The sequence below is a fragment of the Dermacoccus sp. PAMC28757 genome, from assembly GCF_014302635.1.
Taxonomy (GTDB): Bacteria; Actinomycetota; Actinomycetes; order Actinomycetales; family Dermatophilaceae; genus Dermacoccus; species Dermacoccus abyssi.
On sequence record NZ_CP060292.1, the window covers coordinates 2,429,959 to 2,451,660 of the forward strand.

Consider the following 21,702-nt stretch of genomic DNA (forward strand, 5'->3'; position numbering starts at 1 on the left):
CAGGGGCTCAGGCGAGCGCGTCTTGAGCGGCGAGGTCGTCGAGGACGCGGTCGGCGGCGGCGCGCGCCGTGGCGACACAGGCGGGGATGCCGACGCCGTCGAGGGCCGCCCCGGCGACGTCGAGGGCGGGCAGCCGCGTGAGGTCGTCACGGATGCGTCGGACACGCTCGACGTGGCCGAGGGCGTACTGCGGCAGACCGTCCGACCAGCGCTGGACGTGGGCGTCGAGCGGGGCGGGAAGGTCGAGACCGGTCGCCTCGCGAAGGTCGGTCAGGCCGAGGGCAACGAGTTCGTCGTCGGCATGATCGAGGACGGCCTCGTCGCGATGGCGCCCCATCGACACGCGTACGTAGGCCACGTCCGGCGCGGCCTCGGCGAGCCACGGCCACTTGACGCTGGAGAAGGTCGAGGCCTTGATCGTGCGTCCGTCCACCGGAGGGACGAGGAAGCCCGTTCCCTCGGGAAGGCTCGCGTGGACGGAGGCCGGGAAGGCGTAGGTGACGATCGCCATCGTGGCGTACTCGATGCCGCCGAGCGCGTCCGAGGCTTCGGGCGCGATGGCCGCGAGCAGGTGGGCGGCTGCGGGCGCCGCCGTCGTGACGATGACGCCGTCGGCCTCGTGCGGTTCGGGCGAACCGTCCCGTTCGACTTCGAGGTGCCACGTGCCGCGATGGCCGAGCGAGCGGCGCAGCTCGGTGACGCGCGCACCGGTGACGACGTCCACGCCGCGATCGGCGAGACCGGCGCGAAGCGCTTCGGGCAGCGATCCCATGCCGTCAGTGGGCGCCCCGAACACCTGCCGTGTGTCGTTCGACGAGACCGCCGACGAAGCGGCCCGGGCGGCCCCGGTGAGGCGCCCGCCGTCGCGCAGGGCCTTGAAGAGCGGAGGCACACAGGCACGGGCCGAGAGCTCGCGGGCATTGCCTGCATAGACCCCGCCGAGCAGTGGCTCGACCATGCGGTCGACGACGGCGGCGCCGAGGGCCTGCTCGACAGCGTCACCGACGCTGATGTCGGCCAGGTCATCTGCGCTGTCACCGGCTTCGGAACGGGGCACCGAGATCTCGACCGGACGCTCGTCGGCGGCACGAGCCACCTCGTCGTCGGAGAGCAGCCCGCGCGCCGACTCGGGGTCTGACGGAATGCCCATGAGTGTGCCAGCAGGTAGCGCCTCGAGCGAGCCGCGGGACCACAGGAGGGCCGGGAAACGTTGGGGGTGAACGGCCTCGACGCCGAGCTCGGCGAGCAGGTCGACCACCTCGGGGCGGCGCCAGAGGGCCGACTCGGCACCGACATCGACGCGGTGCCCGGCGATCTCCTCCTGGCGCAATTTGCCGCCCACGCGCTCGTCGGCTTCGAAGACGGCGATCTTCCACGAGGGCGCCGTCGTCGCGAGATGCCACGCGGCGACGAGACCGCTCACTCCACCACCGACGATCGCGACCGACTTCATGCTCCCAGTTTCCCACTCTCAGCGCGGGTGGGGGTCGCCGGGGCGGCGCGTTGGGGGCAAGTCGTGACGTTGGTCCCGACTCGGGCGGCAGCGACCCACCAGGGAGCGACGGGTGCGGCTACTCCCCCGTACTTCCGTCGACGGCCTGACGCAGGAGGTCGGCGTGACCGTTGTGCCGCGCGTACTCCTCGATCATGTGCACGAGGATCCACCGGAGGCTCACTGTTCCTTCGTCCTCCCGAGGGTTGACGGCGAGAGCGTCCAGACCGGCGTCGTGGGCGAGGGCTTCGTCGACGATACGGTCACTGACCGCGGCGGCGTCGTCGAACCACGCCCACAGCTTTTCCTGGGAGTGATCGGCCGCGTGCTCCCACGCCCAGTCCACACCGGCTCCGTGGGAGTGCGCGAGCCAATCGGGGCGCTCGATGCCGCCCGCGAAGGTGAGGTTGAACCAACCTGCCTCCACCATCGTGAGGTGCAGCATCAGCCCGGCGAGCGTCATGTCCGTCGGGGGCAGGGCCCGACGCAACTGCTCGTCGTCGAGGCCGGAGCACTTCCACCGCAGCGTGTCGCGGTGGTGCTCGAGCATCCCGCGCAGCGTGGCGACCTCGTCGCCCTGCACCGGCGCCCAGCGCCTTTCGTCAGCCGACATCGCTGAACCACCTGTCATCTCGGGCGCTCCGCTCTCCTCGTCAACGACGTCACCCTACGTGCGGGAGGCGAGCGAGGCGTTGACCTCACCGAGAACGTCTGCGGCGCGCCGCAGATCGTCCTCAGCCAGCGTGAACGGAGTCCGAAGTCGCCCTTCGAGGCCACGTCCGTCGAGGGAGAACGCACTGCCCGGCGTGAGGGTGAGACCACGCAATGCCGCCCGTCGCACGATCTCGCTCGACTGCGCGCCCGGCAGCCTCCACCACAGCGACAGGCCGCCGTCGGGAAGGTCACAACTCCACCCCGGGCAGGCCCGGGCTATGGCGTCGCGCAGGAGAATTCGTCGACCGGCCAGCTCTGCGCGACGCTCGTCATCGAGGCCGGATTGATCACGCAGCAGGCCGGCGAGAACGATCTGTTCGAGCACCGGCGCTCCGAGATCGAGCGTCACGCGCGCCGACGCGATGGCACCGATGTAGCGGCGCGGCGCGCGCACCCACCCGAGGCGCAGACCGCCCCAGTACGTCTTGCTCGCCGACCCGACCGTGATGCACTCGGGAGCAAACGCCGCCATGGGGCGAACGCGCGGCTCCGCGTCGAGCCACAGGTCGGCCAGGGTTTCGTCGACGATGCCGACGATGCCGTGCTTCGCCCACAGGCGCGCGAGGTCATGGCGGTCTTCCTCCCCCATGAACCGGCCCGTCGGGTTGTGAAAGTCCGGGATGACGAGCATGGCCTTCGGCGCCCGGCGCGTGAAGGTTTCGGCCGTGGCCCGCACATCGAGACGACGCTCGTCGTCCGATTCGACGGCGGGCACGAACCGCGCGCCACGGCTTCGCAGCGACGCAAGCGAGTTCGGGTAGCCCGACGGCTCGACGGCCACGGCGTCACCAGGCGAAACAAACGCCAACGCCGTAGCGGCCACACCCGCGAGAGCGCCCGTCGTCACGAGGATCTGATGGGGCGTCGTCGGCACGCCCCGCGCGGTGTAGCGCTCAGCGAGGGCATCACGAAGGTCGGGCACGCCGTCGCGGAAGTACCCGCCTTCGTGGGTGTACGCCGCCAGGTGCCGCGAGGCCTCCGCGAACCGTTCGGCGAGGCCGCCCACTGCGGCCGGAGCTGTGTTGGTGAGGTTGATTCCTCCCTGCGCATCGAACCCGCCGAGCACGCCGCTCACGGGTTCGCCACCGCCCGAGACGGGGCCACCGGGGATGCGCACGCGCGTTCCGGAGCCGCGGCGGGCTTCGGCGAAGCCACGCTCGCGCAGCAGTGCGTACCCGTGAGTGACCGTCGTGCGCGACAGGCCGAGCGCCACGGCAGCATCTCGCTCGCTCGGCAGGCGGGTGTCGTGCGTCAACCGGCCGTCGGCCACGAGACGTTCGATGCGGTCGCTCAACCAGGCGTACGCCGAACCTCGCTCGGGTGGTGGGCCGACGAGGCGCGCGAGGGCATTCGCCCCGATCCTGCGTTCCATGGGGCCACTGTGTCCGAATTGGCTATTCAAGACAAGGCCACTTCTGCTGCACTCTGGTTTCATGAGCACCATGTCGACGACCCAACCTCAGCCCGACGCGCCCGCGCGTCCTTCGCGTGGATCGCGCAAGCTGGCCAATCTGACGCCGATGGGTCAACTGCGTGCCGGCAAGCTCGGTCGTCGGCTGCCGCAACTCTTCATCGGCCTGACGCTCTTCGGTGCCGCGATGGGTCTGTTCGTGCGAGCGAACGTCGGCCTCGAGCCCTGGGGCGTCTTCCACCAGGGCGCCAGCCTGCACACCGGCTGGTCGATGGGCACGGTCACGATCGTCGTGTCGTTCATCGTGCTGCTGCTGTGGATCCCCATGCGTCAGTGGCCCGGGCTCGGCACCGTGGCGAACGCGGTGTGGCTCGGTTTCGTGCTCGATGCGACGATGGCGCTCGTCTCCGAGCCGAACTCCATCGTGGCGCGCTCGGCGCTCTTCGCCGTCGGCCTGCTCGTCAACGCCATCGGCGGCGCGATGTACATCGGAAGCCAACTCGGCCCCGGGCCCCGCGACGGTCTCATGACGGGCCTGCACCGCATCACGGGCCTCAGCGTCCGCCTCGTGCGCACGAGCATCGAGGTTGTCGTCCTCACTTCGGGCTGGCTGCTCGGCGGTGGCGTGGGCGTCGGAACGGTGCTCTATGCGCTGCTGATCGGCCCGCTCGTGCAGTTCTTCCTCCCGTGGTTCACGGTCGAGTTGGACGGGCACCGAGCCGAGGGTGCCAAAGCGCCTGAGGGCCCGGGGAAAGAGAACGCCACATACCCCGAGGGTGACTGAGCTTTGCCGACGCAGCTGAACGGCGTCAGGCGTCGGCGACGGGTCGCGAGTCGCCGGCCCTGACGCCCCGCACGATCGTCAGTCCGAGGACGACGAGACCGGCCGCGAGGAGAGATCCGCCGGCCATCTCCGAATCGAGGGGCGCGAGGAACGCGAGCGCCGCTCCGAGGAAGATGGCCCTGCGGGTGCGACGACGCTCGAGCAGCAACAGCGCTGCGGCCGGCACCACGGCGAGTGCGTACCAGGACTGCACGACCGGTGCGAGGAGCACCACCGCAGCGAACACCCCGATGCACGTTGCGAGTCCCGACGTGGGGTCACCCGTGGGCCTCGTGAGGGCCAGGACGATGACCAAGGCGACGGCGAGCGCCATGCCGAGCGCACGCACGACGGGCACGGCGTACATCTCGAGGCCGCTGCCGGTCTGTGCGAGCAGCCATTCGAGCACGACGCCGACGGCGGTGGGCGCGGACGCCGGGGTGACGACGACGCCCGGCACGCTGAGCACCTTGACCCATCCGAGCCCGAGCCCGTAGGGAATGCCGCTTGCCGCGACGGTGGCGGCGGCGATGAGGCCGCCGGCAGCGAGCCTGAGGAATCGTTCGGGTGCCCGCACTGCCCCGGGCAAGGAGACGAGAACGACGGGAACGACCGCCACGACGGCCGTGAACTTCACCGCAGCGGCAAGACCGACGAGCACGACGCCGAGCACCCACCGGCGTTCGGCGGCGAACACGAGCGCCGCGGCCACGAGGCCCATGACGAGGGCGTCGTTGTGCAGCCCGCCGACGGCGTGGACGAGGACGAAAGGTGACGCGATCGCGAGCGCCGTCGCCCTCGCCGGGTCGATGCCGAGGTGGCGGGCGAGGCGCGGAACGGCCCACGCAGTGAGGCCGAGCCCGATCAGGGCGGGCACCCGCTGGAGCAACAGCAGGAGCGTGGGGTCGCCGAACACCTCGCGCGTCAGAGCACCCCAGATGATGGGGATCGGCCCGTACGGCGTGGGGGTGTAGCGCCAGATCGGGTCGACCATCGAGGTGAGTAGTTCGGGCATCTCGCCCGGGGAGATCGTGTACGGGTCACGCCCGGACGCCGCGACGGCGCCCTGGGCCATGTAGCTCCACCCGTCGTGGGAGAACAGCGGCGGCGCGATGAGCAGGGGCGCCATCCAGCGCATCGTCACGGCCCGTACGTGACGGACGCGTTCGTCGGCCGATCCTTCCGCCGGGGTCCGCACGAGGCTCACCCATGCGTGCGTGAGCAAGGCGACGCCGATCAGCGTGACGACGAGGGCGAGGAAGCGTCCTGGCGCGTTCGTGCCCAACCATTGCAGCGGGGCGACGAGGAAGCGCACCGGGCTCGGAGGCAGCTCGTTGAGGACGAGCCCCGCGAGGAGCAGGAGCACCGAGCCGCACACACCCCGGCTGACGAGGGTGCCGGGCAACGTCGGAGCACGCATGTGCCGGAGCGTCAGCGAGCGGAGATCTCGTGGACGCGGGAGACGACGCGCGTGATGACGTCGGGGTCGGTGCTCGGCAGGACGCCGTGGCCGAGGTTGAAGATGTGGCCCTTCGCGCGACGGCCCGCGGCGACGATCTCGTCGACCTTGGCCTCGAGGGGCTCCCAGGGAGCGAAGAGGAGCGCGGGGTCGAGGTTGCCCTGGAGAGCGTACTGACCGCCGGTGCGTTCGCGGGCGGCGTCGAGGTCGACGCGGAAGTCGACACCGACGACGTCGGCACCCGCCTCGCCCATGGCGGAGAGCAGTTCACCGGTACCGACACCGAAGTGGATCTTCGGCACGTCGAGCCCATCGACAGCGGCGAGCGCCTGACGTGAGTGCGGCTGGACGAAGCGCAGGTAGTCGGCAAGCGGGAGGTTGCCGACCCACGAGTCGAACAGCTGGACGGCGCTGGCGCCGGCTTCGGCCTGCACGCGCAGGAACGCACCGGAGATCTGGGCGAGACGAGCGCACAGGTCGTTCCAGAGCTCCAGGTCGCCGTACATGAGCGCCTTGGTGTTCTCGTGGTTCTTCGAGGGTCCGCCCTCGACGAGGTACGAGGCGAGCGTGAAGGGTGCACCCGCGAAACCGATGAGCGGCGTGCCGCCGAGTTCGGCGGTGAGCAGCTTGACCGATTCGGTGATGTCCGGGACGGCGTCGGGCGTCAGCTCGGGCAGGCGGTCGAGGTCGGCGCGCGTACGGATCGGCTGCGCGACGACCGGGCCCACGCCCGCGACGATGTCGAGGTCGACGCCGACAGCTGCGAGCGGCACGACGATGTCACTGAAGAAGATGGCGGCGTCGACGTCGTGCCGACGCACGGGCTGCATCGTGATCTCGGTGACGAGGTCGGGGCGGCGGCACGACTCGAGCATCCCGACTCCCTCGCGCACCTTGCGGTACTCGGGCAGCGAACGGCCGGCCTGGCGCATGAACCACACGGGCGTGTAGGGCACTTCTTCGCCGCGGGCAGCCTTGACGAGGACGGAGTTACGCGGGTCGACATTCGTTTCGCTCACGCTCGAAATCCTCTCATGCGCACCTGGCTTCGGCAGCGGCGAACCACCCGGAGGACCCCGGTCGATCTGACAGGGTGAAGCCATGGCCTCCCCCGCCGAAACCCTGCACACCGAACGCCTCGTCCTTCGCCGCTTCGTGCCCGATGACGACGCCGACCTCGAGTTCGCTCTCGAGCTCCATGCGAACCCCGATCTGGCCCGGTTCATCCCGTCGGCCGTTCTCACCACCCGCGAGGACGCGGCCGCGTGGTTGCGCCGGATCGACGGCAACACCGCCCCGGGACGCGGCTGGTGGTGCGTCGAGGCCGAGGGCGCGCCCGTCGCGGCCATCCTGCTCAAACCGATCCCTTTCTCCGCCGGGTACACGAACGCGGCGACGGAGGATGTCGAGATCGGGTGGCGCGCCACGAGCACAGCCACCGGTCACGGCTACGTCACGGAAGCGGCCCGCGCCGTTCTCGACGCGGCGCTGGCCGGTGGCCTCGACCGGGTTGTCGCCGTCACCGACCCGGCCAACGTCGCCTCACGACGGGTGACCGAGCGTCTCGGCATGACGCACCTCGGACGCACCGAGCGCTACTACGACGAGTCGCTCGAACTGTTCGTCGCGCGCAGCGACCGGTCGGCCTGAGCCGTCAGATCGACACGAGGCACACGCCCACGACGGTGAGTGCCACGCCCGCCAGCTGAACCCCGCGCAGTCGCTCGCCGAGGAAGCCGCGGGCGAGCAGGAGCGTCGCGACCGGGTAGAGCGAGCCCAGCACGGCGACGATCGAGACCTGCCCCTGGGCCGAGGCTGCGGCGAACAACAGGTTCGCGACGAGGTCGCCGATGCCGAGCAGCGGCAACGCAAGAAGGAGACGAGGCGTCAGAGGTTCGCGGGCCGCGTTCCGTGAACGCAGGACGAGGAACGTGGGGATGAGCAGCGACAGGCTGCCGCACCGCATGGCGAGCATGGAGCCGGACAGGTCGTGCCGCGCCCCTCCGTCCATGAAGTACAGGGACAGCCCGAACGCGACGGCGGCGATCGCGGCGAGCGTCACCGGCCTGCGGCCCACCTCACCCGATAGTTCGGGGCCACTCGCGAGCACCGCACCCACGAGGGCGACGACAAGGCCCACCCCGACGATCGTCGTCCACGCGTCGCCACGGAGGAGACCGAGCGTGACGGGCACGATGGCACCGAGGGCCGTGATGGGCGAGACGACGCCCATCGTCCCGGTCGACAGCGCCGCGTACAGGCACAGCAATCCCACCGCGCCACTGAGCCCCGCCGCGATGCCCCAGAGCGCCCACGCCGTGACGGGCGATTCCCCGTGCGAGCCCCACAAACTCACGGACAGGAAGAACACGAACGCCGCAGCGAGGCCACCGAGCTGAGACAGGGTGACGACCTTGACCGGATGCATCCGCTTCGTCAGAACGCCTCCGGCGAAGTCTGCGCTACCCCAGACGGCGGAGGAGAGAAGGGCCAGGAACGTCACCACATGCGCAGGGTAGGACGCGCGGCGTGCCTCCCGTGAATTCGCCCCTTTCCGGCCTAATCTTCTGGCCATGGGGATGCAGACATTGAAGCGCGACGACGCCGAGCACTTCGCCGACGTGGTCGATGCCGTCAAGGCCGCGCGGGTGCGTCCCGAACTCTCCCTCACCGAGGTGCCCCCGCCGCGCCGTATTGCTCCCCACGCCGTCGCTTTCTCCGCCGAGGTCGTCGACCCCCGTGACGACGACGCCGTTCTCGGCACCGGACGTTTCGTCCTTCTGCACGACCCCGCGGGCCCCGAGGCCTGGCACGGCACCTGGCGCGTCGTGACGTTCGCTCGCGCCGAACTCGAATCCGAGATGGCCACCGACCCGGCGCTCGGCGCTGTCGGCTGGTCCTGGCTCGTCGAGTCCCTCAAGGACGCCGGCGCCACGTACACCGCGGAAGCCGGCACCGTCACCCGCGTCGTCAACGAGAGCTTCGCCGGCCTCGCCGAGCGTCCCTCGAGCGTCGAGCTCGAAGTGCGTGCGTCGTGGACCCCGGACGGCAACGACATCGCCGCCCACCTGCAGGGTTGGGCCACGCTCATGTGCACGGTCGCCGGCCTGCCGCCGCTGCCCGAAGGGGTGTCCGCCCTGCCGGGGCGCTTCTGATGACGTCCGACTCCCCCGCCGGCGACAACGCGTCGCTCGAGGACGCGCAGCCGACCGACGACAAGCCGAGCTATCCCCTGCTCGCCGAACCGGCTGACGGCGTTCCCGAGATCGTGACGACGGCCGCGCGCCTCAAGGAGTGCTGCGCCGCCATCCGCGCCGGCTCCGGGCCCGTCGCCATCGACGCCGAACGCGCGTCGGGCTTCCGCTACGGAAACGACGCCTACCTCGTCCAGCTGCGGCGCAAGGGTTCGGGCACCTGGCTCATCGACCCGGTGCCGTGCAGCGATCTCAGCAGCCTGAATGCCGCCATCGGCAAGGCCGAGTGGGTTCTTCACGCCGCAACGCAGGATCTTGCCTGCCTCAAGGCCCTCGGTCTTTACCCGAAGGCGCTGTTCGACACCGAACTCGGCAGCCGCCTCGCCGGCCTCGCCCGCGTCGGGCTCGCCGCCGTCACCGAGCACTACGTCGGCGTCACGCTCGCCAAGGAGCACTCGGCCGTTGACTGGTCGACGCGTCCGCTGCCCCACGACTGGCTCGTCTACGCCGCCCTCGACGTCGAGCGCCTCGTCGAGGTGCGTGACGCCCTGGCCGCCGACCTCGAAGCCCAGGGCAAGGGCGAATGGGCCCGTCAGGAGTTCGAGGCGCTGCTCGACTTCGAGGGCCCGACGCCGAAGAAGGACCCGTGGCGACGCACGTCCGGTCTGCACGCGCTGCGCGATCCGCGCCAGGTCGCCCGGGTGCGTTCGCTGTGGCAGACGCGCGAGGACATCGCCCAGCGCCGCGACACGACGCCGGGTCGCGTGCTGCCCGACGCGCTCATCATCGATCTGGCCCGCCGCAACCCCAACGACGTCGCCGGTCTCGTCGGCCCGCCCGCCATCCGCCCGCGCGTCGGTGACGGTTCGGCCCGACGCCGCCGTCCGCGCCCCGCGCACCGGGGACTCGCGCGCTACGGCGAGCGGTGGCTCAACGCGCTCAAGAACGCCGACTCCCTGCCGCAGCGCGAGCTGCCGCCCCTGACGATGCGTACGAACGCTCCCCCGCCGATCCGGGCGTGGGCCGATCGCAACCCGGCTGCCGCCGGTCGTCTCGACGACGTCCGCTACGGCCTCCAGCAGTTCAGCGAGAAGCGCAACGTGCCCGTCGAGAACCTCCTGACGCCCGATCTCCTGCGCCGCACCATCTGGTCGCCGCCGGCCGATCAGAGCGAAGCCGGATGGCGTGAAGCGCTCGCCGCCGGGGGCGCACGCCCCTGGCAGTGCGACATCGTCGCGCCGCTTCTCGCCGAAGCCGCGCTCGATCACCCGACGAATTGATCGACCCGCGTACTCACGGGTAACCGAACGGGTTAGCCTGGCCTAGTCAGCTTTGTCTAGCTTCGGGAGGCAACGTGCCCCGCACGCTCCATGAGGTCGTCTTCGTCGACGGCGTTCGTACGCCGTTCGGCAAGGCCGGTGAGAAGGGCATGTACGCCCAGACCCGCGCCGACGACCTGGTCATCAAATGCATCCGTGAACTCATGCGTCGTCAGCCGAACCTCCCGCCCGAGAGCGTCGACGAGGTGGCCATCGCCGCCACGACGCAGATCGGTGACCAGGGCCTGACGATCGGCCGTATGGCCGCTCTCCTGTCGGGTCTGCCCAAGTCCGTTCCCGGTTACGCCATCGACCGCATGTGCGCCGGCGCCATGACGGCCGTAACGACGACCGCGTCCGGCATCGCGTTCGGCGCCTACGACATCGCCATCGCCGGCGGTGTCGAGCACATGGGCCACCACCCCATGGGTGAGGGCACCGACCCGAACCCGCGCATCGTCGCCGAGAAGCTCGTCGACCCGAGTGCCCTCGTCATGGGCAAGACGGCCGAGAACCTGCACGACCGTTTCCCGGCCATCACCAAGGAGCGCTGCGACGCGTTCGCCGTCGGCTCGCAGAACAAGCTCGCCAAGGCCTACGCCGAGGGCAAGATCCAGCAGGACCTCGTGCCCGTCGCCACGCGTCACGCCGAGAAGGGCTGGGGCCTGGCCACCACCGACGAGCCGCCGCGTCCGGGCACCACGGTCGAGGACCTCGCCGGTCTCAAGACGCCCTTCCGCGCCCACGGCAACGTGACCGCCGGTAACGCCGCCGGTCTCAACGACGGCGCCACGGCCTGCATCCTCGCCTCCGAGGAGAAGGCCAAGGAACTCGGCCTGCCCGTCGGCATGCGCCTCGTCGGCTACTCCTTCGTCGGCGTCGACCCCGAGGTCATGGGCATCGGCCCGGTCCCGGCCACGGAGAAGGCCCTCAAGCAGGCCGGTCTCACGATCGACGACATCGACCTGTTCGAGCTCAACGAGGCCTTCGCCGTCCAGGTGCTCGCCTTCCTCGACCACTTCGGCATCGACGCCGACGACGAGCGCGTCAACGCCTACGGCGGCGCCATCGCGACGGGTCACCCGCTCGCCAGCTCCGGCGTGCGCCTCATGACGCAGCTGTCGCGCCAGTTCGCCGAGAAGCCCGAGGCCCGCTACGGCCTCACGGCCATGTGCATCGGCATCGGCATGGGTGGCGCTGTCATCTGGGAGAACCCGAACCACCCCGACTACGGCAAGGAGAAGGTGGCCTGATGAACGACGCATCGAAGAACCAGGCTCACGACGAGGTCGTCACACACGCCCACGCGCAGGACATCCAGCTCCCGCGTCACGACGGCACAACGTCCGGCACCTTCGTCCTCATCACGCTCGACAACGCCTTCGACCACACGAAGCCGAACAGCTTCGGCCCGCTCGGCCTCGCCGAGCTCGAGGCTCAGCTGGACACGGCCGCCGAGCGTGCGGCCAAGGGCGAGATCGTCGGTCTCGGTGTCACCGGGAAGCCGTTCATCATGGCTGTCGGCGCCGACCTGACGGGCATCCCCGCGATCACGAGCCGCGAGCAGGCCGTCGAGATCGCCGAGCAGGGCCACCGCGTCTTCTCGAAGATCGCCGACCTCGACATCCCGACGTTCGCGTTCGTCAACGGCGCGTCCATGGGTGGCGGCGTCGAGATCGGGCTCTACTGCGACTACCGCACGATGTCCGCGGACGTTCCGGCTTACTCGTTGCCGGAGTGCTTCCTCGGTCTCGTGCCCGGCTGGGGCGGCACGTACCTGCTGCCGAACCTCATCGGTGTCGAGAACGCGCTGCAGCTCATCATCAGCAACCCGCTGTCGAACAACAAGATGGCCACGGGTGCTCAGGCGTTCAAGCTGGGCGTCGCCGACGAGCTCCTCGCGCCTGTCACGTTCCTCGAGGACTCGCTGCGCTTCGCGTCCGACGTCATCTCGGGCGAGAAGAAGGTCGAGCGCCCTGAGGTCGACAAGGACGAGTCGACGTGGAAGGCCGCGTGCGAGAAGGCCCGCGCCTTCACCATGCAGAAGACGGGCGGCGCTGCCCCCGCTCCGCTGCGTGCGATCGACCTCGTCGAGGCTGCCCGCACTAATACGCGCGAGCAGGGCTTCGAGGGCGAGAACGAGGCCCTCGGCGACCTCATCATGAGCGACGAACTGCGCGCCGGTCTGTACGCGTTCGACCTCGTCCAGAAGCGCGCCAAGCGCCCCGCCGGTGCGCCGGACAAGGCGCTCGCACGCAAGGTGACGAAGGTGGGCGTCGTCGGTGCCGGTCTCATGGCCAGCCAGCTCGCGCTGCTGTTCATCCGCCGCCTCGACGTGCCGGTCATCATGACCGACCTCGACCAGGCGCGCGTCGACAAGGGCGTGGAGTACGTGCACGCCGAGATCGACAAGCTCCTCGAGAAGAAGCGCGTCTCCCCCGACAAGGCGAACCGTCTCAAGGGTCTCGTCACGGGTTCGACGAGCAAGGACGGCTTCGCCGATGCCGACTTCGTCATCGAGGCCGTCTTCGAGGAGATGGGCGTCAAGAAGAAGGTGTGGTCCGAGGTCGAGGCCATCGTCACGCCCGAGTGCGTCCTCGCGACGAACACCTCGTCGCTGTCGGTGACGGAGATGGCGGAGGACCTCGCGCACCCCGAGCGCGTCGTGGGCTTCCACTTCTTCAACCCGGTCGCCGTCATGCCGCTGCTGGAGATCATCCGCGGCGACAAGACGGACGACGCGACGCTCGCCACCGCGTTCGCCACGGGCAAGCAGCTCAAGAAGACCTGCATCCTCGTGAAGAACTCGCCGTCGTTCGTCGTCAACCGCCTGCTGGGCCGCTTCATGGGCGAGGCGGGCAAGATGGCGGACGAGGGCACGCCGGTCGAGACCGTCGAGAAGGCGTTCGCCGGCATCACGCCGATGCCGCCGTTCATGCTCATGTCGCTCGTCGGCCCGGCAATCGCGCTGCACAACAGCGAGACGCTGCACGGTGCGTTCCCGGATCGCTTCTACGTCTCGCCGAACCTGGCGAAGGTCGTCGAGGCGAAGATTCCGGGCTTCTACGGCAAGGACGGCAAGCTCAACGAGGAGGTCTTCGCTCAGTTCGAGAAGACCGGCTCCACGGAGCTCACCGCCGAGCAGGTGCGTGACCGCGCCCTCGAGGCCCTCGCCGACGAGACGCGTCGCATGCTCGAAGAGGAGGTCGTCGCGGATCCGATGGACATCGACCTCGCGATGATCACCGGTGCGGGCTTCCCGTTCTGGAACGGTGGCGTGACGCCGCTGCTCGACCGCCTCGGCATCTCCGAGAAGGTCACCGGACAGCGTTTCCTGCCGAAGGGCGCTGCCAGCGTCGCCGGCTGATCCCGCTTCGCGCAACAGAACGCGCGGGGAGAGCACTGATGTTCTCCCCGCGCTTTCTGTGTGTCCTCGAGCGCGCGCGACTCGCCGTTCCAAGACGGACGGTTGATCGCGAGGAGTGAACGGGTATCGTCGAGAAATACGCCACGTGGTGAACGCCACGCGGTGGACGGTTCTTTATCTCATACATGAGATATAGCATGGAGAGCATGGTTCAACAGCAGCTTGTACGGATCGGTGGCACCATCCGTGAAGTCCGGCTCGAACGCGGTCTGACGCAGAGCGCCCTCGCGGCGCAGATCGGCACCTCGCAGAGCGCGGTCGCCCGCATAGAGCAGGGCGGCCAGAACCTCAGCATGGAAATGCTGACCAAGATCAGCAGAGCACTCGATTCGGAGATCATCACCGTGGCCAGTAGCAACCTCCCCCTGAACATGCGCATCGAGGGCGGCAAGCAGCTCTCCGGTTCGATCGACGTCCGCACGAGCAAGAACGCTGCGGTCGCCTGCCTGTGTGCCGCCATGCTCAACAAGGGACGCACCACGCTGCGCAACCTCGCTCGCATCGAAGAGGTCAACCGGATCACCGAGGTGCTCAACTCCATCGGTGTGAAGACGCGCTGGCTGCCGGACTCGAGCGACCTCGAGATCACGCCGCCGGAGAAGATCGACCTGTCGACGATCGACGAGGTCGCCGCGCGCCGCACCCGCACGATTCTCATGTTCCTCGGCCCGCTCATGCACGAGTTCGACACGTTCGAACTGCCGAACGCCGGCGGCTGTGACCTCGGTGCGCGCACCGTCGAGCCCCACCTGCACGCGCTGCGCGCGTTCGGCATGTCCGTCGAGGCGTCGAACGGCTACTACCACGTGTCCGTCGACAACTCGGTGCGCCCGACGAAGCCGATCGTCCTCATCGAGCGTGGCGACACCGTCACCGAGAACGCGCTGTTCGCCGCCGCTCGCTACGAGGGAAAGACGATCATCCGCAACGCCTCGAGCAACTACATGGTGCAGGACCTGTGCTTCTTCCTGCGCGAGCTCGGTGTCTCCATCGAGGGCGTCGGCACGACGACCCTCGAGATCCAGGGCGTCGGCGAGATCAACAAGGACATCGAGTACTTCCCGAGCGAAGACCCGATCGAGGCCATGTCGCTCGTCGCCGCGGCGATCGTGACGAAGTCGGAGATCACGATCAAGCGCGTGCCGATCGAGTTCATGGAGATCGAGCTCGCCATCCTCGAGGAGATGGGCTTCCGCTACGAGATCACCGAGGAGTACACGTCCGCCAACGGCGAGACGCGCCTCGTCGACCTCACGACGAAGCCGGGCCCGCTCAAGGCGCCGACGGACAAGATCCACCCGCTGCCCTTCCCCGGCCTCAACATCGACAACCTGCCGTTCTTCGCCGTCATCGCGGCGTGCGCCGAGGGCCAGACGCTCATCCACGACTGGGTGTACGAGAACCGCGCGATCTACCTCAACGAGTTGACGAAGATCGGCGCCACGGTGCACCTCATGGACCCGCACCGCGTCATGATCGAAGGTCCCGCCAAGTGGCGTGCCGCCGAGGTGATGTGCCCGCCGGCGCTGCGCCCGGGCGTCGTCATCCTGCTGGGCATGCTCGCGTGCCCCGGTACGTCGATCCTGCGCAACATCTACGTCATCAACCGTGGCTACGAGGAGCTCGACGAGCGCCTCAACGCGCTCGGCGCCGACATCACGAGCTTCCGCGACGACGAGTTCAGCAACTGAACCTGACGCGCTGAGTCGCCTCGACGACGAGCCCGCCTCGTCACCCTCTCGGTGACGGGGCGGGCTCGTCGTTCCCGTACTTTCTCGTCAGCCCACGACGCGCTGCCGCTCCTGAGCGATCATCTGCTTGTGGTCGGCGTCGAGCTGAGCCCGGCTCGCCGGCATCGCGACGCGTTGGGTTCTCGCGGTACTCGCACGCTTGGCGAAGGTAGCGGGGAAGCCGTTGGCCTTCGTCGCCGCCGGGCGCTGCGGCGTGTACAACCATGCCGTGAAGAACGAGTCGAGCTGCTGACCGCTGATGCGCTCGGCCAACGCGATGAAGTCGGCGATGCGCGCGTTGCCATCGGCCTTCTGACGCGTCCAGGTCTTGAGGATGTTCGACATCTTCGCCTCCCCGACACGGTTGCGCAGAGCGGCGAGTGTCATGGCGCCACGGTCGTAGACCGCAGCGTCGAATTCGTTTCCGGCCCCGGGATCACCGATCGTGGTCGACCAGAAGTCCTCGTCCGGAGGCGTGAGGTAGTAGCTCTCCAGGAGATCCTGACGCGAACCCTCTCCCTGCTTCTCGGACCACAGCCACGTGGCGTATGTGGCGAAGCCCTCATTGAGCCAGATGTCCTTCCAGTTGTGAACCGAAACCGAGTCACCGAACCACTGGTGGGCCTGCTCGTGCACGATGACGCCCTCGCTCGGGCCGTCGGCCCAGAACACGTTGGAGTACACGGGGCGCGTCTGGTTCTCGAGCGCGAACCCGAGGGGCGCGTTCGGAGCCACGCCACCCATCGTCTCGAACGGGTACGGGCCGAACTGCTTGGCCTCCCACGCGACGATCTCCGGAGTACGCGCCAGATCCGCAGCCGCATACCGCTGCTGGGGGCTCTTGACGGTGGTGACGGCGTTGAGCCACGGAATGCCCTGTGCCGTGCCCTTGGTGATGGTGAACTGACCTGTCACGAAGAAGGCGAGGTACGGCGCCATCGGCTGCGACACCTGCCAACGCCACGTCTGCCACGGCCCCGAGACCTTGTTCGACTGCAGCGTGCCGTTGCTCAGTGCCTCAACGCCCTTGGGGACGGTGATGGCGATGTCGTAGGTCGCCTTGTCACGCGGGTGGTCGTTCGAGGGGTACCACCACGCAGCCGATTCCGGCTCTCCGAGGGCCGCGGCGCCGTCCGGCGTCGTGACCCAGGGCGTGAAGCCCTTGACCCTCGTCGTGCTGGGGTTGCCGCCGTAGGTGACTTCGACGGCCATGCTCTCCCCCTTCTTGAGAGCACGCGAGGGAGTGACGACGAGTTCGTGCTCGCTCTGGGTGAACTTGGCAGGACGCCCGTTGACCGTGACGAGCTTGGCGCGCAGCGCGAGGTCGAGGTTGAAGCGGCCCAGGCTCTGCTTCGTCGTGGCGAAGACCCAGGTCTTGCCCTTCACCGTGTTCTTCGTCCGGTCGTACTCGACGTTGATCGAGTAGTGGTCGACGTCGTATCCGCCGTTGCCGTAGTTGGGGTAGTACGGATCGCCGATGCCCGCGGAGCCGGACGGCGCCACGGCGGCGGTGGCAACCCCCATCGGCGTGAGGACGACGGTGGAGATGGCGGCCGCGCGACGCCATGAGCAGTGCTTCATTCTGTGAGCCCTTTCGCGAAGGGCGGCGTCTGTCGTCACCCTGCGAGGTCCAGGCAACCACGTGGCACGACCTCCGCGAGAGATACTCGCGGGAAACTTGAGACAGCTCAAGACCAGCACCCGCGAAGGGCTGCAGGCGCGCCATCGCAGCGATGGCATAGCCTCTCGTCATGGCCCTGCACGCATTACCCGAAGCACTCGCCCACCGAGGTTTCTCGGGCGGCGACGATCACACCCTCGAGAACTCGATGTCCGCGTTCGACGCGGCCGTGAGGCTCGGGTATCGCTGGGTGGAGACCGACGTGCACGCCACCGCCGACGGGGTGCTGCTCGCGTTCCACGACGAGACGCTCGACCGGACGACGGACGCCCGCGGCGTCATCGCGCAGCTCCCGTGGTCTGTGGTCTCGGAGGCTCGCATCAACGGCGTCGAGCCGATCCCCCGCCTCGACGATCTGTTCACGCGTCACCCGCAGCTGTGCGTCAACATCGACGTCAAGGCTGCCGGGGCGATCGAGCCACTCATCGCGTGCATCGAGCAGCACGGAGCGCACGATCGGGTGCGGGTGGCGTCGTTCTCGGAGAAGCGCCGGCGGGCGGTGCTCTCGGGCCTCAGCCGACCGGTACGCAGTTCGCCCGGGCAGGAACTCATGACGGCGCTGTGGGTGAGCGCCCACGTTCCCGTCGTGGGGCGGATGCTGTTCAGGCGGCTCGCGAAGGGCATCGACGCCCTACAGATCCCCGAGCGCCACGGACGGGTGCGCGTGCTCGACCGGGCGCTGCTCAACGCCGCGCTCGCGGCCGGCGTCGAGGTGCACGTGTGGACCGTCAACGAGCGCTCCGACATGGAGCGGCTGCTCGACTTCGGCGTCGACGGCCTCGTCACCGACCGAGCCGACACCCTCAAGGACGTCCTCGTCGCGCGCGGTGAGTGGACGGTCGAAGGCGACGATCTCCCGGTGTAGTCCGGATACCTCGCTACGGTATCTTGACATCAAGATACTTTGAGAGGAGTCACAATGCGCTTGCACCATGTTCAGGTGTCGATGCCGAAGGGGCGCGAGCAGGAAGCTCGCACCTTCTACGGCGAGGTGCTTGGTCTTGTCGAGATCGACAAGCCGGGAGTACTGGCCCAACGAGGCGGATGTTGGTTCCGAGCGCTCGGCGATGACGGATCCACCACGGCCGAGATCCACCTCGGCGTCGAGGAGCCGTTCAATGCCGCCCGGAAGGCGCACCCGGCACTGGCCGTCGAGAGCGTCGATGCCCTGGAGCGGCTGGGCAACGGCATCATGTCGGCCGGCTACGAGATGTCGTGGGACGAGCGCGACACGCTCGACGGATTCACGCGCTTCCACTGCCGCGACCCGTTCGGTAACCGCATCGAGGTGCTCACGCCACGGGCTTGACCGCCAGGGTCCGTGGTCGAGCACCGGCGTCTGCCAGCAACGACAACAGGGGAAGGGACCTTCCCCTCTTGCGTGATGGGGCCCGCCTTCGGCACAAGAAGGGAAGATTTCGCACCGTCTCGTGCCTCCATGGCCTGGCCCGCGTATCCCTCCGGCCGGGGCATCAGGCCTGGCGCTGCCCGTCGAGGATCTCGTCGACCTCGCGGATAAGTGCGGCACCCGTGCGGCCCCACGAACGCAACTCGGCGTCGCTCGCTCGCGTCAGCGCCCGGCGCCAGCTGAGCACGCGGCTCATGCGACCCAGGAGCAGGGCGTCGTCGACGGCGCGGTGCAGGACGCTCGAACCGAGCGCATCGCCCCACCCGCTGGAGTACGCCCGCAGCAACCGCGCCCGCGCCTCGGCGGCAGCGGCGTCGTCGAGGCCCTCGGTCGTGGCGCGCAGCGGCTCGTACAACGACAGCAAGGGATGACCGACGTACGCGTGCATCCACTCCGTGATGCGGGCCTTCGTCAGACCCGCCGTGGTGCCGTCGGCGAGAACCGTGCCGGATCGCAGGTCGTCGTGCTGAACTGTGAGCGGCAGGCCGAGTTCTTCGAGGCGGCGCGCCGTGGACGACAGCGCCGACCAGTGGTTCGGCGACAACCCGAGCCGCCGCCACTGCTTGACGATGTCGCCGGGTGTCAGCTTGAGGACGCCGTCGCGCACCATGTCGTCGGCGACGGCAGCCGAGGCCCGCTGGATCCCGGCGTAGCGGCGCAGCACCCCCGACATGAGGCTGAGGCGTGACTCCTCGGTCTCCACCTCACGCAGGCTGCCACTCTCGGCGGGCATGAGGAACCAGCGACGCTCGCGGTCGGCGGCCCAGATCGACGGCACGGCGTCGGGCACGACGGTGGCCAGGTGCCCCATGAGCACCGACTCCGAGGTCGTCTCCGGAAGGCCCGCCACCATGCGCACGCGCCCGTGATCGGTGTCGGCCACGAGGCGCGTGAACCACGGCGTCAGTGTCGGCTGCTTCGGCGTCGTCGCGTCACGCGTGACACCGCGACGCTCGAGCACCTCGTCCATCCAGCGGCTCGCGTCCCACATCCAGTCCTTGCTCGCCCACACCTCGGTGGCGGGGCCGGGGACGAGTGCGCCGGGAAGTGGCGGAAGGTCGTCGTACCGTGCCACTCAGGCGACATCCTTGCCGTTTGCCAGGCGGGGGCGCAGGTCGGCGGTGATGGCGTCCGCCGTCAGGCCGATCTCGGTGAGCACCTCACCGCGCGAGGCGTGCAGGAGGAACTCCTTCGGGATGCCGTACGTGTCGACGCCCGCAGCGACGCCGGCCTCACGGAAGGCGCGCGCACACGCGGAACCGACACCGGCCTCGACGAGGTTGTCCTCCACGACGACGACGTGCTTCGCGCGAGCAGCCGACTCGACGAGCTCCGGGGCGACCGGGAAAACCCACCGCGGGTCGACAACCTGAACGGCGAGTCCGTCCGACTCCAGGGTCTGCGCCACGTCGAGCGCGACAGCGACCATCGAACCGACACCCACGACGAGCACGTCCGGGTTCTCGGCGTCCTTCATGACGTCGAGGCGCCCGATGCGACGCTCGGCGACGAGGGGCTCACCGACGTCACCCTTCGGGAAGCGGATGACGCTCGGCGCATCGTCGATCTCGACGGCGTCGCGCAATTGCTCGCGCACCTGGGCGCCGTCACGCGGCGCGGCGAGGTGCAGGCCGGGCACGATCGAGCAGATCGACATGTCCCACATGCCGTTGTGCGAGGCGCCGTCGGAACCGGTGACACCCGCGCGGTCGAGCACGAACGTCACACCCTGCTTGTGCAGCGCGGCGTCCATGAGGAGCTGGTCGAACGCGCGGTTGAGGAACGTGGCGTACACGGCGACGACCGGGTGCAGACCGCCGTAGGAGAGCCCGGAGGCCATCGTCACGGCGTGCTGCTCGGCGATGCCGACGTCGAAGACGCGCTCGGGGTACTTCTTCGCGAAGTCGTCGAGGCCGACGGGAATGAGCATGGCCGCGGTGATCGCGACGACGTCGTCACGCTCGCCGCCGAGCGCCACCATCTCGTCGCTGAACTCGTCGGTCCAGATGCGCCCGGAGACCTCGAACGGCAGCCCTGTCTCGGGGTTGAACTTGCCGATGCCGTGCCACTGGTCGGCTTCGTCGGAGTAGGCGGGCTTGTAGCCGCGCCCCTTCTGCGTGATGACGTGCACGAGCGTGGGGCGGCCGTAGTCGCGCGCCCGACGAAGGGCCGTCTCGACGGCCTGCTCGTCGTGGCCGTCGATGGGGCCGAGGTACTTGATGCCTAGGCTCTCGAAGACACCCGTGTCGGGATAAACCATGTCTTTGAGGCCACGTTTGACGCCGTGCAGCGCCTCGTACATCTTGTTGCCGACCTTGGGCGTGCTCTGCAGGCGGTTCTTGCCCCAGTCGAGCACCTGGTCGTAGGTGTGCATCGTGCGCATCATCGCGAGGTGCTGGGCCATGCCGCCGATGGTGGGTGCGTACGAGCGCTCGTTGTCGTTGAGCACGATGACGAGCGGCAGGCCCGCGTCGGCCGAGATGTTGTTGAGCGCTTCCCAGGCCATACCGCCGGTGAGTGCGCCGTCGCCGATGACGGCGACCGTGTGGCGGTCGGTCTCACCGCGCAGACGGCGCGCCTTGGCGATGCCCTCGGCCCATGACAGGGAGGTCGAGGCGTGCGAGTTCTCGACGACGTCGTGCTCGGACTCCTCACGGCTCGGATAGCCCGAGAGGCCTCCCGACTTCTTGAGCTTGCTGAAGTCGTGACGCCCGGTGAGCAGCTTGTGCACGTAGCTCTGGTGACCGGTGTCGAAGACGAACGTGTCATGCGGCGAGTCGAAGACGCGGTGCATGGCGATGGTCAGCTCGACGACGCCGAGGTTGGGGCCGAGGTGGCCACCCGTCTTGGAGACGGAATCGACGAGGAACTGCCGGATCTCGGCCGCGAGGTCATCGAGCTTGTCGACCGGGATGCCCTTGAGATCGTCCGGCCCCGAGATGGTTTCCAGCAGGGTCACGTCTGAATCAGCCTTTCGAGAGTGCAGTCTCTTGAGTCTAGGTCGTTCGCCTGCAAGGTTCCATGCGAGCACACCCCCATGACGT

At 68.9% G+C, this 21,702-nt stretch carries 18 protein-coding genes; 9 read left to right on the plus strand and 9 right to left on the minus strand.

Annotation, left to right across the window (positions count from 1 at the left end; translation table 11 throughout):
* Positions 1–7: 7 nt before the first annotated feature.
* The 3 genes from hemG to H7F30_RS11630 all read right to left on the minus strand — a co-directional run bounded on the left by hemG (position 8) and on the right by H7F30_RS11630 (position 3,578).
* Positions 8–1,453: a protoporphyrinogen oxidase gene (hemG, locus tag H7F30_RS11620; RefSeq protein WP_187035244.1), complete on the minus strand. Its 1,446-nt coding sequence runs from the start codon at positions 1,451–1,453 to the stop codon at positions 8–10.
* A gap of 118 nt (positions 1,454–1,571) precedes the next feature.
* Positions 1,572–2,105, minus strand: coding sequence for a DinB family protein (locus H7F30_RS11625; protein WP_187035246.1), 534 nt, complete (start codon positions 2,103–2,105; stop codon positions 1,572–1,574).
* Between the two features lie 54 nt (positions 2,106–2,159).
* Entirely contained in the window at positions 2,160–3,578 is a 1,419-nt protein-coding gene (locus tag H7F30_RS11630; RefSeq protein WP_187035248.1) for a PLP-dependent aminotransferase family protein, read from the minus strand.
* 61 nt (positions 3,579–3,639) lie between these two features.
* Here H7F30_RS11630 and H7F30_RS11635 point away from each other — a divergent pair, with 61 nt between their 5' ends.
* Positions 3,640–4,401 carry a YitT family protein gene (locus H7F30_RS11635; RefSeq protein WP_370562503.1) on the plus strand — a complete coding sequence of 254 codons (762 nt, stop codon included), beginning with the start codon at positions 3,640–3,642 and terminating at the stop codon, positions 4,399–4,401.
* Positions 4,402–4,426: 25 nt separating this feature from the next.
* Here H7F30_RS11635 and mptB read toward each other — a convergent pair whose 3' ends face one another.
* Together mptB and hemE are read right to left on the minus strand one after the other, a co-directional pair.
* Positions 4,427–5,860 carry a polyprenol phosphomannose-dependent alpha 1,6 mannosyltransferase MptB gene (gene mptB / locus H7F30_RS11640; RefSeq protein WP_187035250.1) on the minus strand — a complete coding sequence of 478 codons (1,434 nt, stop codon included), beginning with the start codon at positions 5,858–5,860 and terminating at the stop codon, positions 4,427–4,429.
* Positions 5,861–5,871: 11 nt separating this feature from the next.
* Complete coding sequence (hemE, locus tag H7F30_RS11645; RefSeq protein ID WP_370562505.1) at positions 5,872–7,002, minus strand: uroporphyrinogen decarboxylase; 1,131 nt, start codon at positions 7,000–7,002, stop codon at positions 5,872–5,874.
* Between hemE and H7F30_RS11650 the strand changes: the two genes are divergently transcribed.
* Positions 7,001–7,549 carry a GNAT family N-acetyltransferase gene (locus H7F30_RS11650; protein WP_047311537.1) on the plus strand — a complete coding sequence of 183 codons (549 nt, stop codon included), beginning with the start codon at positions 7,001–7,003 and terminating at the stop codon, positions 7,547–7,549. The genes hemE and H7F30_RS11650 overlap by 2 nt on opposite strands.
* A gap of 4 nt (positions 7,550–7,553) precedes the next feature.
* Here H7F30_RS11650 and H7F30_RS11655 read toward each other — a convergent pair whose 3' ends face one another.
* Positions 7,554–8,405, minus strand: coding sequence for a DMT family transporter (locus tag H7F30_RS11655; protein WP_047311536.1), 852 nt, complete (start codon positions 8,403–8,405; stop codon positions 7,554–7,556).
* Positions 8,406–8,472: 67 nt separating this feature from the next.
* Here H7F30_RS11655 and H7F30_RS11660 point away from each other — a divergent pair, with 67 nt between their 5' ends.
* The 5 genes from H7F30_RS11660 (at position 8,473) to H7F30_RS11680 (ending at position 15,530) form a co-directional block, all read left to right on the plus strand.
* A complete protein-coding gene (locus tag H7F30_RS11660) occupies positions 8,473–9,054 on the plus strand; it encodes a DUF3000 domain-containing protein (RefSeq protein WP_047311535.1) in 582 nt (193 codons plus the stop codon).
* On the plus strand, positions 9,054–10,373 hold the full coding sequence (locus H7F30_RS11665) for a ribonuclease D (RefSeq protein ID WP_187035252.1): 1,320 nt from the start codon (positions 9,054–9,056) through the stop codon (positions 10,371–10,373). The genes H7F30_RS11660 and H7F30_RS11665 overlap by 1 nt, the downstream gene beginning before the upstream one ends.
* A gap of 74 nt (positions 10,374–10,447) precedes the next feature.
* Positions 10,448–11,665: a thiolase family protein gene (locus H7F30_RS11670; protein ID WP_047311533.1), complete on the plus strand. Its 1,218-nt coding sequence runs from the start codon at positions 10,448–10,450 to the stop codon at positions 11,663–11,665.
* A complete protein-coding gene (locus H7F30_RS11675) occupies positions 11,665–13,779 on the plus strand; it encodes a 3-hydroxyacyl-CoA dehydrogenase NAD-binding domain-containing protein (RefSeq protein ID WP_187035254.1) in 2,115 nt (704 codons plus the stop codon). The genes H7F30_RS11670 and H7F30_RS11675 overlap by 1 nt, the downstream gene beginning before the upstream one ends.
* A gap of 206 nt (positions 13,780–13,985) precedes the next feature.
* The gene (locus H7F30_RS11680) at positions 13,986–15,530 is read left to right on the plus strand and encodes a UDP-N-acetylglucosamine 1-carboxyvinyltransferase (protein WP_187035257.1); all 1,545 of its coding nucleotides are present in this window, start codon (positions 13,986–13,988) and stop codon (positions 15,528–15,530) included.
* An 87-nt stretch (positions 15,531–15,617) separates the two neighbouring features.
* Here H7F30_RS11680 and H7F30_RS11685 read toward each other — a convergent pair whose 3' ends face one another.
* On the minus strand, positions 15,618–17,150 hold the full coding sequence (locus H7F30_RS11685) for a M1 family metallopeptidase (RefSeq protein ID WP_187035259.1): 1,533 nt from the start codon (positions 17,148–17,150) through the stop codon (positions 15,618–15,620).
* Positions 17,151–17,320: 170 nt separating this feature from the next.
* Here H7F30_RS11685 and H7F30_RS11690 point away from each other — a divergent pair, with 170 nt between their 5' ends.
* A complete protein-coding gene (locus H7F30_RS11690) occupies positions 17,321–18,115 on the plus strand; it encodes a glycerophosphodiester phosphodiesterase family protein (RefSeq protein WP_187035261.1) in 795 nt (264 codons plus the stop codon).
* A gap of 54 nt (positions 18,116–18,169) precedes the next feature.
* The gene (locus H7F30_RS11695; protein WP_187035263.1) at positions 18,170–18,559 is read left to right on the plus strand and encodes a VOC family protein; all 390 of its coding nucleotides are present in this window, start codon (positions 18,170–18,172) and stop codon (positions 18,557–18,559) included.
* Positions 18,560–18,722: 163 nt separating this feature from the next.
* Here H7F30_RS11695 and H7F30_RS11700 read toward each other — a convergent pair whose 3' ends face one another.
* Both H7F30_RS11700 and dxs read right to left on the minus strand, forming a co-directional pair.
* Positions 18,723–19,733 (minus strand): aminoglycoside phosphotransferase family protein, encoded by a 1,011-nt coding sequence (locus H7F30_RS11700; RefSeq protein WP_187035265.1) that lies wholly within the window; start codon positions 19,731–19,733, stop codon positions 18,723–18,725.
* On the minus strand, positions 19,734–21,617 hold the full coding sequence (dxs, locus tag H7F30_RS11705; RefSeq protein WP_187035267.1) for a 1-deoxy-D-xylulose-5-phosphate synthase: 1,884 nt from the start codon (positions 21,615–21,617) through the stop codon (positions 19,734–19,736).
* Positions 21,618–21,702 lie beyond the last annotated feature (85 nt).